This window comes from Pedobacter sp. CFBP9032 (assembly GCF_034045265.1).
In the GTDB taxonomy this organism is placed as follows: domain Bacteria; phylum Bacteroidota; class Bacteroidia; order Sphingobacteriales; family Sphingobacteriaceae; genus Pedobacter.
In genome coordinates this window covers 1-19,444 of record NZ_JAXCWE010000001.1, presented here as the reverse complement: position 1 = coordinate 19,444, position 19,444 = coordinate 1, and the positions used below count along the sequence as shown (strand labels likewise).

General features: G+C 39.3%; 12 protein-coding genes. 11 read left to right on the top strand and 1 reads right to left on the bottom strand.

The annotated features are described in order from the left end of the window. Positions 1–39 precede the first annotated feature (39 nt). The 5 genes from SOM16_RS00060 (at position 40) to SOM16_RS00040 (ending at position 6,025) form a co-directional block, all read left to right on the top strand. Complete coding sequence (locus SOM16_RS00060) at positions 40–2,028, top strand: TlpA disulfide reductase family protein (RefSeq protein ID WP_320461965.1); 1,989 nt, start codon at positions 40–42, stop codon at positions 2,026–2,028. Next, positions 2,028–3,104 carry an alpha/beta hydrolase family protein gene (locus SOM16_RS00055; RefSeq protein WP_320461964.1) on the top strand — a complete coding sequence of 359 codons (1,077 nt, stop codon included), beginning with the start codon at positions 2,028–2,030 and terminating at the stop codon, positions 3,102–3,104. Before SOM16_RS00060 ends, SOM16_RS00055 begins: the two co-directional genes overlap by 1 nt. After that, positions 3,104–3,553 (top strand): protein-disulfide reductase DsbD N-terminal domain-containing protein, encoded by a 450-nt coding sequence (locus SOM16_RS00050; protein ID WP_320461963.1) that lies wholly within the window; start codon positions 3,104–3,106, stop codon positions 3,551–3,553. Before SOM16_RS00055 ends, SOM16_RS00050 begins: the two co-directional genes overlap by 1 nt. 9 nt (positions 3,554–3,562) lie before the next feature. After that, on the top strand, positions 3,563–5,230 hold the full coding sequence (locus SOM16_RS00045) for a protein-disulfide reductase DsbD family protein (protein ID WP_320461962.1): 1,668 nt from the start codon (positions 3,563–3,565) through the stop codon (positions 5,228–5,230). 195 nt (positions 5,231–5,425) lie between these two features. Continuing rightward, a complete protein-coding gene (locus SOM16_RS00040) occupies positions 5,426–6,025 on the top strand; it encodes an FMN-dependent NADH-azoreductase (RefSeq protein WP_320461961.1) in 600 nt (199 codons plus the stop codon). 144 nt (positions 6,026–6,169) lie between these two features. On the opposite strand, the gene SOM16_RS00035 is transcribed toward SOM16_RS00040, so the two are convergent. Continuing rightward, positions 6,170–6,679 (bottom strand): hypothetical protein, encoded by a 510-nt coding sequence (locus SOM16_RS00035; protein ID WP_320461960.1) that lies wholly within the window; start codon positions 6,677–6,679, stop codon positions 6,170–6,172. Positions 6,680–7,480: 801 nt separating this feature from the next. Between SOM16_RS00035 and SOM16_RS00030 the strand changes: the two genes are divergently transcribed. From SOM16_RS00030 to SOM16_RS00005, 6 genes are all read left to right on the top strand, one after another. Continuing rightward, positions 7,481–11,566: a hybrid sensor histidine kinase/response regulator transcription factor gene (locus tag SOM16_RS00030; RefSeq protein WP_320461959.1), complete on the top strand. Its 4,086-nt coding sequence runs from the start codon at positions 7,481–7,483 to the stop codon at positions 11,564–11,566. Between the two features lie 88 nt (positions 11,567–11,654). Next, positions 11,655–13,013: a BNR repeat-containing protein gene (locus SOM16_RS00025; protein WP_320461958.1), complete on the top strand. Its 1,359-nt coding sequence runs from the start codon at positions 11,655–11,657 to the stop codon at positions 13,011–13,013. A 3-nt stretch (positions 13,014–13,016) separates the two neighbouring features. Then, the gene (locus SOM16_RS00020; protein WP_320461957.1) at positions 13,017–15,185 is read left to right on the top strand and encodes a family 43 glycosylhydrolase; all 2,169 of its coding nucleotides are present in this window, start codon (positions 13,017–13,019) and stop codon (positions 15,183–15,185) included. Continuing rightward, positions 15,182–16,315 (top strand): glycoside hydrolase family 88 protein, encoded by a 1,134-nt coding sequence (locus SOM16_RS00015; RefSeq protein ID WP_320461956.1) that lies wholly within the window; start codon positions 15,182–15,184, stop codon positions 16,313–16,315. The genes SOM16_RS00020 and SOM16_RS00015 overlap by 4 nt, the downstream gene beginning before the upstream one ends. A gap of 11 nt (positions 16,316–16,326) precedes the next feature. Further along, positions 16,327–17,571: a DUF2264 domain-containing protein gene (locus tag SOM16_RS00010; RefSeq protein ID WP_320461955.1), complete on the top strand. Its 1,245-nt coding sequence runs from the start codon at positions 16,327–16,329 to the stop codon at positions 17,569–17,571. Between the two features lie 53 nt (positions 17,572–17,624). Continuing rightward, complete coding sequence (locus tag SOM16_RS00005; protein WP_320461954.1) at positions 17,625–18,743, top strand: glycoside hydrolase family 43 protein; 1,119 nt, start codon at positions 17,625–17,627, stop codon at positions 18,741–18,743. Positions 18,744–19,444 lie beyond the last annotated feature (701 nt).

Genomic DNA, 19,444 nt, shown 5'->3' with positions numbered 1-19,444 from the left:
GGCACAGCTTAATGGCTGTGCCTTTAACCTTTTGAAATCATGTTGAAAAAAAATGCCCTTTTACTCTTTCTTATCTCACTCTCCTTTTCGGTATTTGCACAAACAACCAAGAACTTCCGGTTTACACCAGAAAAAGCCTATAACGGAAAGCCAATAACCATCTGGTATAATCCGTCAGGCACCAGCTTAGCAGGTAAAAATGGACTAAAGGCAGTGGTTTATCAGTATATTAATTATAAATGGAATGCTGTAGATTTAAACTTTAGTAAGGCAGATAAGGAATGGAAAGCTGATTTTAATATTCCTGCCAATTGCGGTTTACTGGGGCTTAAATTTATAGCCGGTGATTCGGTAGACAATAACCACAACCTGGGTTATTTTATTCTGATGAACGATAAAGACAGGGCAGGGGCGATGGCTCCCGGTGCTTATGCCGGCTGGGGATTAGCACGTTCTCCAAAGTATGGAAAAGATATTCCTGGATATATTAATTTTAAAGGCGTAAGTGATACCGCCACCTATCATTGGTTAAACCAGGAGATTTCTTATAATCCAAATTCTAAGCCTGTATTGGCGCTCGATTACGCTATTGCGCTCAAGGGATTTATGGGCGATGCTGCAACACCAAAATTAGTATTGGTTTGTAAATATTTAACCAGACCGGATGCAACCGAAGCAGATTTGCTAAAAGCCAGATATATCTATCAGAACCTGATGGGTAAAAAAGAATCATCAGATTCAGTTAACAAAGTGTTAACCACCAGGTTTCCAAAAGGGAGTTTAGCAAGGCTGGTCGCTTATAAAAGCATTTCTCAAAACCGGGATCCTGATTCAGTAATAAATGCTTCGGCAAAATTTCTTCAGGATTTTCCGGAATATAAGGCAAATGCGCAATTCGATTTAGAAAACCGCATCAATTATGGCGTGGTGTATCAAAACATAATGGTTTTCGGTGCCATGAAAAATTCTCCTACAGATTATGTAGCCAAATATGCAGATTCTATTGCTTACAATATGCTTACTTCAATTTACTATAAATTGGTTGGCATCGCTTATCACAGAAAAGAAGGCGATATGAAAAAGGTAGCCACGTACTCTGATTTACTTGTTCGCAGATACGAATCCTTTAAGCAAAACCGTCCGGAAAATATGAGGTATCTCTCCCCATCAGAATGGCAAAAGGAGTACAAGAGGAATTTTGTATCAATTATAGCTGCAGACCATATTGGCTTATTAAATCAAAGCGGCAAATATGAATTGGCACTAAAATATGCAGAAGATGCACAGGCCGAGTTGAATTATAGCCAAGCCGATATCAATAATGAGCAGGCACTAAGCTTAAAGAAATTAAATAAAACAGAATTATTGGAGGATTTACTGGTTAAAAGCATGTTCAATAACCAAAGCTCGCCAGAGATGTTAGCCATGTTAAAAGAGATTTATGTTCATAAGCATAAATCTGAAAAAGGCTTTGATGCTTATACCGATTCGCTCAAGAATCCAGCTGATAAAGTGAAGGAAACTGAAGAAATTAAGTCAACCATGATAAAAAGGGAGATGCCATCATGGAGCATGAAAGATCTGAATGGCAAAACAGTTAACTCGGCAGATTTAAAAGGCAAGGTGGTTATTCTTGATTTCTGGGCAACGTGGTGTGTGCCATGCAAAGCATCTTTTCCGGGAATGAAAATCGCCGTAGAGAAGTACAAAAATGATCCAAATGTTGTTTTCTATTTTGTAGATACAGAAGAACGTGGCGATACTTACAAAGCAGAGAATGCTAAATTTATTAAGGATAATAACTATCCGTTTAATGTGCTTTTTGATAATAAAACAGGCGATTTGAAAACGAACTCTGAGGTGTATAACAAAATCCGTTCGGTAACAATGAATTCTGGTATCCCACAAAAATTAATTATAGATAAAAACGGGTTTTTAAGATTTGTTTCTATTGGTTTTAAAGGAAGTGCTACGGGGTTAGCAGATGAAATGTCTGCTTTAATTGAAATGACTAAAACTGCTGAATAATGATGAAAAAGATCACCTTACTACTAATCGGTGTGATGGGTTTACTTCAGGTAAGCCAGGCACAAAAATTTTTAAATACAGAAGTAACCTTTAAATCTCCTGATGGAAAAATTACCTATGGTGGAACACTTTCTCTGCCAGAAGGTAATAAAAAGTACCCGGCCGTGGTTATGGTTTCGGGTACCGGCCGACAGGATAGAGATGGATTAATGGCCGGGCATAAAATATTTCTGGATGTTGCCAATGCGCTTGCCACGAATGGATATGCCGTGTTAAGACTGGATGATAGAGGAGTTGGAGCTACTACAGGTGTTTATGAAACGGCCACTACAGCAGATTTTGCAAAAGATGCATTACTGGCGGTTCAATATCTTAAAGGCGTAAAGCAAATAAATACCAAGAAAATAGGCTTAATTGGCCACAGCGAGGGCGGTGCAGCCATGGCTATTGCAGCAGCAGAAAATAAGGATGTTAGTTTTTTAATTAGCCTTTCCGGGATAGCCATGAACGGTTTTGATGCGCTTGTTTCGCAGAATGAAAAGATCATTGCCGAATCTAAATTACCTGATTATGATAAAGCACGCTCAAATGAAATTAATAAACTGATGTTCGAAACAGCTTTAAAATATGCTGATTCTGCAAATATGGAAGCAAAGCTAAATGAGACTTATACCACCTGGAAGGTAAAGGATGATGCTTACTTTAAAACATTGAAAATTGAATTTGATCACTTTAGATTTCCTGTTTACAGCTATGTAAATTATGCTATAGGCCCATGGTACAGGTATTTTATCAAATACGATGCACAACGTACGCTGGCAAAAATTAAAGTTCCGGTATTGGCTATAAACGGCGATAAAGACTATTATGTTGTAGCATCTAATTTAGACAACTGGAAAAACTATATCACAGCAGGTGGCAATACAAAGGTAGAAACCCACTTATTAAAAGATGTAAACCATCTTTTGCTTCCTTGTCAAACTTGCGATCAGGCTGAACTTCCAAATATCAAGAGTTCAGTATCTCCTGAAGCCATAAACATCATCATTACCTGGTTAAAGAAAACAATTAAATAATGAAAAAAGCAATAATTTTATTTTTCGTCATCGGTTTGATGAGTCTAAGCGCAAGTAGCCAGATTCTTAAACCTATTACCTGGTCTTATGCCGCCAAAAGAACAAGTGCAACTACGGCTACACTTTATATTAAAGCAACGATAGATGATGGATGGCATCTCTATTCGCAATTTGTTAAGGCAGGCGGCCCGGTAAAAACTACTTTCACCTTTCCTGCGGCAGCTGGCTATACATTAGTTGGCAAAACAATAGAGCCAAAACCAGTTGTCAAGTATGAAGATACCTTCAAAATGAATGTGAGTTATTTTGAACACAGTGTTATTTTTCAACAAAAAATAAAACTTACCGGGAAGAGCGCTCTTGTAAAAGGAACGGTAGAATCGATGGTTTGCAACGATAAACAATGCTTGCCACCAGAGGAAATTGCGTTTAGTATTGCAGTTAAATAATTTGAAAAGATGATGATATCTTTAAAAAAGACTGTTCTTAGTGTGCTCTTCACTTGTTCGTTATGCTTTAGTAGTTTTGCTCAGGATAGTGTATCAACAGATGATTTACAGTTTACCGAAATCCAGGCAGATGCAGTAGATACGGCCACCATTGGGGTCGATACTACAGTAAAAGAAGCAACAGTATCTTCTCCAGTAAAGCAACAACCGGCAACCGTGGCAAGCCCCAATCAAGATAGCTTTTGGGAAATCTTTCTCACAGGTTTTGTAGGTGGGTTTGCGGCATTGCTGATGCCTTGTATTTTTCCAATGTTGCCCTTAACCGTAAGTTTTTTTACTAAAGGAGCAGAAAAGGGTAAGGCTTTTAGAAGGGCATCACTCTATGGCATCTTTATCATAATCATTTACGTGGTGCTCGGACTGTTGGTTACCATCATATTTGGTGCAGATGCATTAAATAGTTTATCCACAAACGGGATTTTTAATTTCTTGTTTTTTCTATTGTTAGTGGTTTTTGCTGCTTCATTTTTTGGGGCCTTTGAGCTTACCTTGCCTTCATCTTGGGTAAATAAAATGGATGCAAACGCCGATAAAGGTGGTATTGCCGGCCTGTTTTTCATGGCAGGCACACTAGCTTTGGTATCTTTTTCCTGTACAGGGCCAATTATTGGCACTTTATTGGTTCAGGCGGCAACTACCGGAGCGCTTTTGGGGCCAGCCATTGGTATGTTCGGTTTTTCTTTAGCATTAGCCATTCCATTTGTGCTCTTTGCATTATTCCCTTCGGTAATGAGTAAGTTGCCAAAATCCGGAGGCTGGCTAAACAGTGTTAAAGTGGTTCTGGGTTTTCTGGAACTGGCTTTTGCCCTCAAGTTTTTAAGCAATGTAGATTTAGCCTATCATTGGGAGTGGTTTGACCGCGAAATTTTCTTAGCCTTATGGATTGTGATTTTTACCATGATGGGCATTTATCTGTTAGGAAAAATCAGGTTTTCACATGATAGCGAAGTGGCTTTTATCTCCGTACCAAGGCTTTTTATGGCAATAGTGGTGCTGGCTTTTACCGTATACCTGGTTCCTGGTATGTGGGGGGCACCATTAAAATCGGTGTCAGCATTTTTACCACCACAAGAAACGCAAGATTTTGATTTATACACAGCAAGTTTAATTGGCGGTTCTGTTCATGCTGTTAATACAGCAGATGAGGTTCCGCACAAGTATGCCGATAAGTTTAAGGCACCATTAAAATTGAATGCCTACTTTGATTATAAAGAAGGAATTGAACAAGCCAAAAAACTTAACAAGCCTGTCTTAATTGATTTTACCGGGCATGCCTGCGTGAATTGCCGTAAAATGGAAGCCAATGTATGGCCAGATAAAGAGGTATATAAACTGATCAGTCAGGATTATGTACTCATACAACTTTATGTAGATGATAAATCTGAACTGGCTGCTGCCGTTGTATTGATTACACCCGAAGGAAGAAAATTAAATACGATTGGGAAAAAGTGGAGTGATTTACAAGCTAGAAAATTCCAATCTAATTCACAACCATTTTATGTGCTTCTAGATCCGAAAACAGAAATGCAACTCGTATCACCACAAGGTGCAGATTATGAAGTTGCTAACTACAAAAAATTCTTGGAAAGTGGCCTGGAGGCTTTTAAGATTAAATAGCAGGGTTTATTAAGACATTAAATAGTGTAAGTTAATGATTGATTTTAGGGTAATGCCGGATGGCTTACCCTAATTACTAAATTGATTATGCTTTTTATTTTTATAAAATATGTTTTCTTATCCTACATCAAGACCGGATAAAATAAAACACCGCAATTTTATCATCTCAATCAGATCATAAAAATTAGAAACAATATGTCAAAAATTCTTAGTGTTATTTCCAGCCCAAGGGGCGAGGCATCAAATAGTATCAAACTGGCTAACGCGATTATTGATCAGCTAAAAGCACAAGATCCAGGCGCAGCTGTAGACGTAAAAGATTTAACTAAATCGCCTTTTCCACATTTGGAAGAAGCGCATTTAAATGCATTTTTTACGCCGATTGAGCACCATACTGAAGAAAACAAAGCAGCAATTAGTCACTCTAATCAAGCCATCAAAGAAATTATGGATGCTGATGTAATTGTGATTGGTGCGCCAATGTATAACTTTGGAATTCCTTCAGTATTAAAAGCTTGGTTTGATCATATCGCACGTGCAGGCATCACCTTCAAATATGGCGCTAACGGTCCGGAAGGATTGGTAACTGGTAAAAAAGCATATATTGCTGTTGCAACAGGTGGGGTTTATAGTTCAGGTCCTGCGGCAGGTTATGATTTTGTGGTTCCTTATATTAAAGCCTTTTTAGGTTTTATCGGAATTACCGATGTAACGGTAGTAAGAGCAGAAGGTTTTGCTGTAGCAGATTTACAAGAAACAGCTTTAGATAAAGCTATCGACAGTATCGTATTATAAACGAATTCTTTTCTTAAACAATAAATAAGGCCAACACGAAAGTATTGGCCTTATTTGGTTTAGAGATATTAGGAGCAGTTTAAGCAACTGCTTTCGTTCTACCTGTTGGTGAGACACCAACCATTTGGTAATATTAAAGATCTGCTATTCCTCCAAATTTAAAGATTTATACCAGGCATCGCATTCCGCCAGCCAATCATAAATTATTTTATATGCATGGGTAATTTCGGTCGAAAAATTCAGGGTTGCACCTTCAAAACCTTCATCTTGATAAATGTAAGCATCTAATCCAGAAAATAATAAGTCATTAAGATGATCTACATCAAAACGATTAACAGAGGAGATTTGATAAATAAGTTTGTCTGCATAGTGTTGCACCGATTCTTGATTTGCTAAATCTTTTGTTTTGGCAATCAGGTTGATGGTGTTGCGTACATAATACAGCGTATTGGCAATATCAATAGGCGCATGTTTTCCTGTTGAAGAATCTGGCCCAATGGCAGCACTAATCATTTCAATCAGGATCCGGTTAATATCTGCTAAACTATTAACCTGAAAATAATCTGCAATCAGTTTTTGAAATTCATTTACAGCTGCTACCTGGTTAAGGAGCTGAGTATTTGGGGTTTTTACCGTTGTCGTTTCGCATAACATGGTTAAAAAGTTCCTGGGTGCTGCGAAACAACAACTAACTCTTTACAGAGAAAATTTAAGATACGGCTCCAAACCGCTCACCCAGAATATTGTGAATAAATTTGATTGATTTTAGAACTCTGTTTAAGTAAAAATTATATTAGTTATTATTTCGCATAGGCAAGGTAGTAACTATAATTTGAAGCACAAAATAATTCAGTAGAATGGGCAAAAATTCATTACCAGTTGCTAGTGAAGTGGAGAGGATGCATTCATTTTGGATTGATCATTAAAGTTGTCGTATTATTCCTTCTATTTTTTGGTGCCTTACCAACCGAAAAACTTATATCTATAAATTCAGGATTAACAGATTGACTGGCGAAGATTCAGGATGTTTGGTGAGGCATCAACCAATCGGTAAAAGGGAGGATAAGTAAACACAAGACCTATCAGATTATCACTGACAAAGATATACAAAGCTAAACCACAATGGCGAACGGATAGATTCATTTTACTGGATAACCAACTACGCAAAATATTCGCTAAACGCATTAGGTCAAAATCCGGGTACAAACGGGTATTTTACTGCTGGCTGTTTGATGGCATTTCAAATAGATAGGTTTACCTTTGTTTTAATATATTTTAAGGATCAGGCGAATCGTGAGGGTGAGGGGCCGGAATAAAACATATTGGGTGCATACTACTTAGTTAATCCATAATATACAGGAGGTTTAAAACCTGCTTTATAATCTCTACAAGCCAGTTTTTAACCCTTAATTTATTCGCTTAAATTAACAAAAGCTATCATGCCTTAGAAAAAACATGTATATTCGTTTAGACCAAATATTACCCAATTTTGCAATGTTGTCAAACTTTAAGATTTTTTTCCTTTTCGTTTTTTTACTGGTAAACAATCTTAATCCTTTAAAAGCGCAAACCTCATTTGGTGCGATAAAATATCTTGGGGTAGAAAACGGTCTCTCCAATAATGTAGTCAATTCCTTGTATCTGGATCATTTTGGTTTTATGTGGATGGGTACATACGATGGCTTAAATCGCTATGATGGCTATAAATTTAAAATTTTCAGGAGTGGTTGGGGCGATAAAAGCAGTGTAATCAACAACCATATTACGGTATTAAACGGCGATCAGCAAAACCGCGTTTGGGTGGGCACTCAAAAAGGAATTTCTTATTACGATTATGCAGATTCTAAATTTCATCAGCTAAAATATTTAGAAAATAAAAAGCAAACAGGAGTGAGTTATGCCATTAATGCAATAGCCATTTCAAAAAAGGCAGTGTACGTTGCAACAGACGACCGGGGTTTGTTCCTCCTCAAAAATAAGGAAAAACTGGCCGAAAGGATCACCTTCAGGGGCTCGAAAGATTTTAGCGTGAAAGCCATTTGTGTAGGTAGTGAAAACCAGGTCTGGCTTTTTATTAAAGATGTAGGTTTGTGTCAGCTAAATCCGGAAACCAATGTCGTTAAATTAATCAGATTTGATATTCGCCTGGTTACCAGTATTGTTAAAGGCCGGGGTGAGGATCTTTGGATTGGAACAGAACGTGGGCTTTACACCTACCACACCAGTCAAAAATTATTGAAGAAATGCATTCAGTTATCTGGTAAGGAAAACATTATGAACCTCACTCTAGACAGTCGGCAGAAACTTTGGCTGGCTACTGATGGGGGAGGCGTAATCGTTTATGATTTGGTGACCAAAATGGTAAATCATCTTCCGGCTGGTCGGGAAAAGGGATTGTTGAGCAGCAACTCGGTGGCACAGATTTACGAAGATCATGAATCAAGAAAATGGATTGCAACGCTTCGTGGTGGGGTAAATATTATCGATCCGGAGCAGGGGCAGTTCAAAACGATTAAACGCAATCCATCAAAACCAAATTCGCTCATCAATAATTTTGTGCTTTCATTTAGTGAAGATAAAAATCATAATATCTGGATCGGAACAGATGGTGGAGGTTTAAGTGTCTGGAACCGGAAGACCGATACCTTTACCAATTATGCTAAAAGCAGTAAGCCAGGTGCTTTAACCAGCAACTTTGTAACCAGCATTTTAAATGATACAGATAACCAGGTATGGGTGGCATCTTTTAACGGGGGGATCGATCGGTTTGATCCGGTAACGGGCAAATTTATTCATTACACTTGCTACGATTCTGTTAAAGGCATCGACGAAGAAAATATCTGGAAACTTTATCAGGATAGCCAGAAAACCATCTGGGCGGGTACCACTAAGGGCGGTTCGCTTTACCGTTATAACAAAGCCTTAGATCAATTTGAACTCTTTGATCGCAACCTTAAAGATATTCATACCCTTTTTCAGGATAGTAAGGGGCGATTATGGGCCGGGAATTACAGCCAGCTTATTCAGATTGATCCGGTAAGGAAAAAGCACAGGTATGTGAAAATAAATGCGGCAATTCGTGCCATTCAGGAAGCAGCAGGGAACAGGATATGGATTGGTACTGAAGGTGGTGGTTTGTTGCTTTTCGATCCGCAAACCCAAATATTCAGGCGATATTTGGAAAGCGATGGTTTACCAAGTAACTCTATTTTAAACATCTTAAAAGACAAGGCCGGAAATTTATGGTCGAGTACTTATAATGGATTATCCAGGTTTGATGTGAAAAGCCAGACTTTTAAAAATTACTTCGCGAATGATGGCTTACAAAGCAATCAGTTTAACTACAATGCTGCATTAAAATTATCAAACAGCGATTTTCTCTTCGGCGGCATTGGAGGCTTTAACCTCTTTTCGCCAGATAGCATCAGGAAGAATAAGCGGATCCCTAAAATCATGCTGACGGATTTTAAGATCAATAATATTTCGCTCGATCAGGATTCCGGTTATCAGGATATTTCTGTAATTAACCTCAAACAGATTTCGATTCCCCATCAGTCAGCAGTTATATCAGTAAACTATGCGGCCATAGAGTTTTCTTTTCAGGATCAGATATCTTATGCCTACTACCTGGAAGGTTGGGATCGGAACTGGAATTATGTTAACAAATTAAGCACCGCTTACTATTCCCGCCTCGATGAAGGCACTTATAAGCTTCATATTAAAAGCACAGATACAGAAGGTGTTTGGAGCAATAACGAAAAGGTGATTACCATTATTATTCTACCATCATGGTACCGTACCTGGTGGGCATATGCTTTTTATTTAATCATCGGCTCATCACTCTTTTATCTTTTCCAAACCTATAGAAACCGTCAACGCAGGTTAAAACATGAAATAGAAATCACAAACGTAAAAATGGAGCGCGAAAAGGATTTGAATGAGAAAAAACTGAATTTCTTTACCAATATTTCTCATGAACTGAGAACGCCGTTAACGTTAATTGTAAATCCAATTAAAGATATTTTAAACAAAAAAGAGTCAGGCGTAGAGAAAGATAACCTTAATGTGGTGTACCGGAATTCTCGACGGTTATTGAGTCTGGTAGATCAGCTGCTACTTTTCAGGAAAACCGAAAGCGAAAATGATGCGTTAAAAATTGTGCGGATAAACCTGTATAGCTTTGCTAAAGAAATCTTTTTGTGCTTTAATTACCTTGCTAAAAACAATGATATCGATTATACCTTCGAATGCGAAGAAACGGAACTGATCATTTATGGAGATAAGGATAAAATTGAAATCGTATTGTTCAATCTGTTATCCAACGCACTCAAATTTACGCCGAAAGGTGGTTTTGTAGCGCTTGCGATTCAAAGTAACCAGTGCGGTATAAAAATAGAAGTGAGTGATAGCGGACCTGGGATTCCGGCAGGTGTTGGCGAAAAATTATTTGATAAGTTTTACAAGGTAATGTCTAACGAATCGCTTAAAATGGGTTTTGGAATCGGACTTTATCTCGCCAAAAACTTTGTTGAACTGCATCGGGGTAAGATCTCTTTTGTATCAAATCCGGGTACTGGAACCGTCTTTTCAATCGAACTTCCGGTAGGAGAAGCCAACGTGAACGAAGAAGTGCTTGCTTTTCAAAATGAGTTAACCTATGTAAATGAGCTGATTGCCCAAGAGCAGGAAGATTCCGGAAATAGTACCAACGAAAGTATGGGCAACCTGGAACTGCTGATTTCTGATCTCCATACCATTTTAATTGTTGATGATAACCTGGAAATCATCGATTATATCCGTAAAATTTTTAAAGAAAACTTTAGAATTTACACTGCTGATAATGGATTGGAAGGACTCAGACTTTGTAAAGAATATTTACCCGATATTGTGATTTCTGATGTAAATATGGATGGCCTGAACGGAATAGAACTGTGCAGGGCGGTAAAAGAAGATTCGGCTTTGAGCCACATTCCGGTGATTCTCCTTACCGGCGATCCAAGCCCGGAAGTGAAATTGAAAGGCATTGAAGTGGGGGCTTATGATTTCATCAGCAAACCTTTTGATACGGAACTTTTTACGGCAAAAATCAATGGAATCATTAAAAACAGAACCAATCTGCAATCTTATTTTTATAATGAGATTACCTTGAAATCTGATGCCCACAAGGTATCGCAAGATGACAAAGGCTTTCTGCAAAAGTGCATTACCATTATTGAAGAAAACCTGATGGAACAAAGTTTCAACGTTAAAATACTGGCTTCTGATTTAGGAATGAGTCACTCAAATCTGTATAAAAAAATTAAATCTACCTCCGGTCAGTCGGTGAATGGCTTTATCCGTTTCATTAGGTTACGTAAAGCTGCGGAGTTACTTATTAATACAAATCTAAATATTAATGAAGCTGCTTTTAGGGTAGGTATCAATGATATTAAATATTTTAGAGAGCAATTTCAGAAACTTTTTAAGCTTACGCCATCAGAGTTTATTAAGAAACACCGCAAAAGCTTTCACAAGTATTATAACATCAATGCTACAGTGTAGCGGGGCTAATATTAATCTGTCCCCCTTAAAGTGTGATTTAGCCCCCTGTTTAAAACCTTAAAAATTCGGTACTTCGAACATTAACCAAATGAAAAAAAACGAGCAGCTTAAACCGCAAATGCATTTCCATATTAAGAGTATACTTTTCAGTGCAATATTAGGTTTGTTAACGTTAAGTTGTACGGCCCAACAAAGTGGGTTAAGCACCATTGCGCAAAATGGCTGGTCTAACAATTCAGTAAACACCGTAATATTTAGAAAAAACGCATTAGTCACCTTCAAAAATGTTCAATATGCAGCCTTCTACGACAGTGATGAATACCTGGTGCTGGCCAAAAGAAAAGCAAGTGATAGCAAATGGGAAACTTTAAAAAGCAATTATAAAGGTGATGCCGCTGATGCCCATAAATCGATCAGTATTATGGTTGATGGAAAAGGAATCTTACATGTGGCCTGGAGTCAGCACAACAATAATTTAAATTATGCACATTCAACGATCAGTGGCGGTTTAATTTTAAGTGAGAAAAAATCCATGTTGGCCGAACGGGAGAACAAAGTAAGTTATCCTGAGTTTTACAAGCTTGCCAATGGCGACTTATTGTTTCTTTACCGTGATGGCGGATCAGGAAATGGTAACCTGGTGATTAATCGCTATGCGTTGAACACACAAAGATGGAGCAGAATTCAGAATAACCTGATCGATGGAGAAGGAAAGCGGAATGCTTACTGGCAGGTGGCTATTGACCTGGCAGGTGTAATTCACATTTCCTGGGTGTGGCGGGAAAGCCCGGATGTGGCCAGCAACCATGATTTATGTTATGCAAAATCTACAGATGGTGGCCTAACCTGGCAAAAATCCAGCGGACAAAACTATACGCTTCCCATTAACGCGGGTAATGCAGAATATGCACTCAACATTCCACAAAAGAGCGAACTGATTAATCAGACCTCGATGTTTGCAGATGCCAGCGGGCGGGTATTTATCGCAGGTTACTGGCGCGAGGAAAATGAAAAAATTCCGCAATATCACCTGGTATATAAAACCGATAGCAGTTGGCGGGTAAATAATTTACACTTCAGAAAAACGGCATTTAGCTTAATCGGTGGGGGTACCAAACGTATTCCCATCGCACGGCCTCAAATAATCGTTTGGAAAGCTGCCGGATTTTATGCTGCGGGGTTAGTTTTTAGAGATGAAGAGCGGGGTGGAAAAGCTTCTATAGCCCTAAACACTAATATCGAATCGAATGATTGGCGCATTGAAGATTTAACAGAGAAAAGTGTTGGCGATTGGGAGCCCAGTTACGATACCGAACTCTGGAAAAATAGAAAAGTGTTAAGTTTGTTTTTGCAGGAAGTGAAGCAAATTGATGGCGAAGGAAAAGCAAATCAGCCGCCTACTGCCGTGCAAGTATTAAATTGGAAACCAAATAAATCCGTAAAATAAAATATGAGAAGATTGAAGATAAATGCCAGGGCAACAGTTGTATTCGCGTTTTTATACGCTTTTACGCTGGGTGCCAGCGCATCTGCACAAGGTAAAAAATATGGCGTAAAAAGTGCTTACCTGTTTGCTTATTTTACCGGAAATACCAAAGCAGAAGAATCAATTCGTTTCGCCATAAGTGAAGATGGTTACCGTTATAAAGCATTGAATAACAATGAGCCAATTATTTCTTCAGCGCAAATCAGTTCTACAGGTGGGGTTCGCGATCCACATATTTTACGTGGTGCCGATGGAAAAACCTTTTATATGGTGGTTACCGATATGGTTTCGGCAAAAGGCTGGGATGCCAATCGGGCGATGGTGCTTTTAAAATCTAACGACCTGCTTAAATGGACCTCCAGTATCATCAACATCCAGAAAAAATACCCTAACCAGGAAAATTTGAAAAGGGTATGGGCACCTCAAACCATTTACGATCCGGCGGCGAAAAAATATATGGTTTACTGGTCTATGAAACATGGCGATGAGCCGGATAAAATCTATTACGCCTATGCAAATGCCGATTTTACAGATCTGGAAGGAACGCCAAAGCAATTGTTTTTCAGTCCTACAAATGGTTCTTGTATTGATGGTGACATTATTTATGATAAAGGAAAATATAACCTTTTCTTTAAAACCGAAGGAAATGGTAACGGAATCAAAAAAGCTGTTTCCAACGAATTAACGAAGGGTTATGTACTTGGCGATAAGTATTTACAGCAAACAAAAGATGCGGTTGAAGGTGCTGGTGTTTTTAAGCTGAACAATACTGATGAGTATATTTTGATGTATGATGTGTATACCAAAGGCCGTTACCAGTTTACGAAATCAAAAGACTTAAATAACTTTAAAGTAATTGATGAGGAAATCAGTATGGATTTTCATCCCCGCCATGGTACGGTGATGGCCATAACGGCTGAGGAAGAAAACCGCTTGCTGAGTAAATGGTATGCAGCAAAGTCAGTGTTGCAAGGCGCACAAAATTCATCCATTAAGAAAAATAATATCGTAATTGATTCTGTAACCAAAACTGCTTTTTTACCGGTTAACTTTGGTACGGATTTAAAGGCATTCGATCCAGAATTTGCCAGATTCGCTGGGGTAAACATTAAACCTGCCGGAAAAGTAGATTTTTCTAAAGGACCAGTAAATTATACCATTAAAGTTGGCAGCCAGGCGGCAGAAACCTATGTGGTATCTGCAGCGGTAAATAACAACCCTGTTTTAAACGGTTATTATGCAGATCCAGAGATTCTTTATTCTAATCAAACATCAAAATATTATCTGTATCCAACCAGCGATGGATTTACAGGTTGGAGTGGTACCTATTTTAAAACATTTTCATCACCAGATCTGGTGAACTGGAAAGATGAAGGGGTAATTGTAGATTTAAATAAGGATGTTTCCTGGGCCAAGAAAAATGCCTGGGCACCAACAGCCATTGAAAAGAAGGTAAATGGAGCCTACAAATATTTCTATTACTTCACTGCGGCGCAGAAAATTGGGGTTGCAGTTGCTGATCATCCGGCAGGTCCTTTTAAAGACAGCGGAAAAGCACTGATTGCTAAACGACCAGCAGGTACCAAAGGCGGACAGGAAATAGATCCCGATGTGTTTACCGATCCGAAAACGGGTAAAACGTATCTGTATTGGGGAAATGGCCACATGGCGGTTGCCGAACTAAATGCCGACATGGTTTCCATAGATACGAACAGCATCAAAGTAATTACCCCAGATGAAACTTTCAGAGAGGGTACAGAAGTTTTCTTTAGAAATGGAAAGTACTATTTTCTATGGTCGGAGAATGATACCAGAGATCCTGATTATGGGGTAAGATATGGCTTCTCTGATTCACCTACAGGGAAAATCACCATTCCAGAGAATAATTTAATTTTAACAAAATTACCAGAACAGGCCATTTATAGTACCGGGCATAATAGCGTTATTCAAATCCCCGGAAAAGATGAGTGGTATATCGTTTATCACCGTTTTACCCGACCAAAAGGCATCACAATGGGCGAATCTGCAGGTTATAACCGGGAGGTTTGCATTGATAAAATGGAATTTGATGAAAATGGTGCCATTAAAAAAGTGATACCAACGCTAGCGGGCATTAAACCGATTAAACAATGAAAAATATAAAATTATTGCCAGTTGTAGCAGCAGTGGTATTGCTGTTTGCTGTCGCGACGAAAACTACTGCTCAAACAAAAGAAACGGTTCTTAAACAACTAAATCTGGCTAATGCTTATTGGCAAACAAACAATAAGCCACAAGTACGGGCTTTTTGGGATCATGCAGCTTATCAGACTGGAAACATGGAACTTTATGCCTTAACCAAAGATGAGGCTTACCGGAAATATGCAGAAGACTGGGCAGCGCATAATCAATGGATGGGAGCGAAGTCTTCAGACCAATCCAAATGGAAATATTCTTATGGCGAAACGGATGATTATGTGCTCTTCGGCGATTGGCAAATCTGCTTTCAAACTTATATCGATCTGTACCATTTGCAACCTGCTGAACATAAAATCGCCCGTGCAAAGGAAGTAATGCAATTTGAAATGAGCACGGCGAAAAATGACTATTGGTGGTGGGCAGACGGCTTGTACATGGTGATGCCTGTAATGACGAAGCTTTACAAATTAACCGGCGATCAAAAATATTCAGAAAAACTGTACGAATATTTCACCTATGCCAATAGCATTATGTACGATCAGGAAGAGAAATTATATTACCGCGATGCCAAATATATCTACCCGAAACATAAAAGTGCCAACGGCAAAAAGGATTTCTGGGCAAGGGGCGACGGTTGGGTTTTCGCCGGTTTGGCCAAGGTGCTGAAAGATCTTCCTGAAAATGATCCACATAGAAAGGAATATTTAACCAAGTATAAAAATATGGCCAAAGCAATTGCTAAATCTCAGCAAAAAGAAGGCTATTGGACCCGGAGCATGCTCGATCCTGAACATGCGCCGGGAGCAGAAACAAGTGGAACGTCATTTTTTACTTATGGTTTGCTTTGGGGCATTAATAATGGCCACTTAAAAGCAAAAACTTATCTGCCAACTGCAAAAAAAGCATGGAAATATTTATCAGAAACTGCCTTGCAGCAAGATGGTAAAGTAGGTTACGTACAGCCAATTGGCGAAAAAGCCATTCCTGGCCAGGTAGTTAATGCTAACTCTACCGCAAATTTTGGAGTTGGAGCTTTTTTATTAGCTGGCTGTGAAATGTATCGTTATTTAGCTGATCAAAAATAAACGTTTTCAAAATGAGAATTAAAAATATTACCGTTGGGTTGATGATGCTGGTTTGCATCAGTGGAACAGCTCTTGCGCAAAAGACAAAAAGTAAAAAGAATGTAGTACTAGGCGACAGGCAATTCTGGCTTCAACAGATGGATAAAATGGTTCGTCCGGTGATGTGTAACCTGGCGAAAGACAGCCTTAGGATTGCAATGCCCAAGGTAACATCTATCCATGTGGATAATAAAGACCACCGGATTAAAGTGCAATACGTGGAGGTGCTAGGTCGGGTTTTAAGTGGCATTGCACCTTGGTTACAACTGGAAGGCGGCGCTCCGGAAGAAGTGGCTTTGCGCAAACAATATCGTGAATGGGCATTGAGTGGGTTAAAAAATGCGCTTGATTCTAATGCCAAAGATTTTATGAATTTTGATATCGGTGGGCAACAACTGGTAGATGCATCTTACGTAGCCCTTGCCGTAATCCGCGCACCCTGGTTATGGGAAAATCTGGATAAAAAAAATCAAACTTTATTGATGAAGTCTATTGTTACGACGAGGAGATTTAAGCCTGTTTTTTCTAACTGGCTGTTGTTTTCTGCGGTGAATGAGGCCTTCCTGGCTAAATTTGGTTATGATTGGGACCCGATGCGTGTAGATTATGCATTGCAACAAATGGAGCAATGGTATGTGGGCGATGGTATGTATGCTGATGGTACTTCGTTCGCTTTTGATTATTACAATAGTTATGTAATTCATCCTTACCTGGCCACACTAGTTGATATCGTGGGGAAGAAAACCAATGCCTACAAAGACATGTTCGAAAAGATTAAAAAAAGGAATGAGCGTTATGCCATTATCCAGGAAAGACTAATCAATACTGATGGAACTTACCCTGCAACGGGCCGTTCAATTATCTACCGTGGTGCCGCTTTTCACCATCTGGCAGACATGGCTTTGCGAAATGCATTACCTAAGCAATTGAGTCCGGAACAGGTCCGATGTGCATTAACAGCGGTAATCAGGAAGACATTGGAAAGCCCGGGCACTTATAAAAATGGCTGGTTAACGATCGGGCTATACGGAGAGCAGCCGGAGTTAGGTGATTTTTATAATAATCAGGGAAGTCCTTATATCGCTTCTAATATTTTTTTACCTTTAGGTTTGGCAGCCACTGACCCTTTCTGGGCAAATCCAGCTGCAAAATGGAGCGCACAAAAAATATGGAGCGGCGAAAATTTCCAAAATGACCATAGCGTAAATCTAAAATAGAATTTTTCAATAGCGTTTAATAACCCATTCATCTATTTAACAAGCAAATTATCATGAAGAGAAAAATCGATTTTATAATGTGTTTTTTAACCATTTTCCTAATGGCTCAGCAGGTTGTTTTTGCACAGCAAAAATATGCCTCATTTACTCCAGGCAAAATCTGGAATGATGATAAGGGCGTTCATATTAATGCCCACGGCGGTGGTGTAGTGGAATATAAAGGAACCTATTATTGGTTTGGCGAACATAAAGTTGAAGGAGAAAAGGGAAACACTGCACAGGTTGGCGTACACTGCTATTCTTCAAAAGATTTATACAATTGGAAAGATGAGGGCATATCTTTAGCCGTTTCTGACGATTTAAAAAGTGATATCGCAAAGGGTTGTATTCTGGAAAGACCCAAAGTAGTTTATAATAAAAAAACCAAAAAATTTGTGATGTGGTTTCACCTGGAACTGCTTGGCAAAAGTTATGAGGCAGCCAGATCGGGTGTAGCCGTTGCAGATAAGCCTACCGGACCATATACCTTTGTTAAAAGCTACCGGCCAAACGCAGGGAAAATGCCTTTTTATGCGGAAGGTACACCAGCTGATGAAAAAGTGAATTGTGAAAAGCCTGCAAATAAAAGTGATGGTTTCTTTTGCAGAGATTTGCCAGGCGGACAAATGGCGAGAGACATGACGGTTTTTGTAGATGATGATGGAAAAGCTTATCATGTATTTTCTTCTGAAGAAAACTTTACGCTTCAGCTGGCCGAATTATCGCCTGATTATTTAAGCCATACAGGTAAATTCATCAGGATTTATGTAGGGCAGCAAACCGAAGCGCCTGCTTTATTTAAGAAAAACGGCAATTACTATATGGTGGGTTCGGGTTGTACAGGCTGGGCACCCAACCCGGCAAGGTGGTTCAAAGCAACTTCCATCTGGGGCCCCTGGACTTTTATGGGCAACCCTTGCGAAGGTCCTGGCGCAAATATCACCTATGGCGGACAAAGTACTCATGTACTACCCGCGCCCGGGAAAAAAGGTGACTTCATTTTTATGGCCGATAAATGGGAACCGAAAAATGCCATTGATGGTCGTTACCTTTGGCTCCCAATTAAGTTTGAGGGAGAAAAAATCAAAATCAACTGGCAGGATGAATGGGATTTGAGTACTTTTAATAAGTAAATAGTTTGCCGTTCAGGCGAGCGGAAAAGGAAAGCTTCAACCATAATCTTCAAATTACCACTACCAAGGCAGCGCGTTTTGCCCGATTCTTCATCGGGTGCTTGTGCTGCCGAAAAAAGCTTGAACGATTTTATCCGACATCAGATCCAAGCCTTGAGGTATTCATAAGTTGTGTATGTTTTTACAGGCATTCATGAGCGCGCAGAAAAGCTCGGTTTTGCCTCTTTTATATCAAGAATAAAGAAGAAAGCCTTTCGGCGCAGCCGAGATGAAGCAAAAAAAGCCACTATCCGCCTATTGGCCCCCTTTCCCCGGATGGGAAAGGGGGTATAATAAGGACTTTTCGCGGCTAGCGATTCAAAAAAATCAATAAAACATAGGTTCTGAATCAAGTTCAGAATGACGACCGCTTTAACCTACCGTTCATGAAATGACGTAATAAAAAAGGTTCGGTGTTACCTGGAGGCAGTAGGTTAAAACGCAGGGATTCTTCGTACCTCCGGATGACAATATCGCTATGGCCACCATGCGCTCCGGCCTAGGAGATGATGGAAGGAGAAAACGTTTAAAGCTTCGACCACAATCTTTCAAATTACCACTACCCAAGGCAGCGCGTTTTGCCCGATTCTTCATCGGGTGCTTGTGCTGCCGAAAAAAGCTTGAACGATTTTATCCGACATCAGATCCAAGCCTTGAGGTAT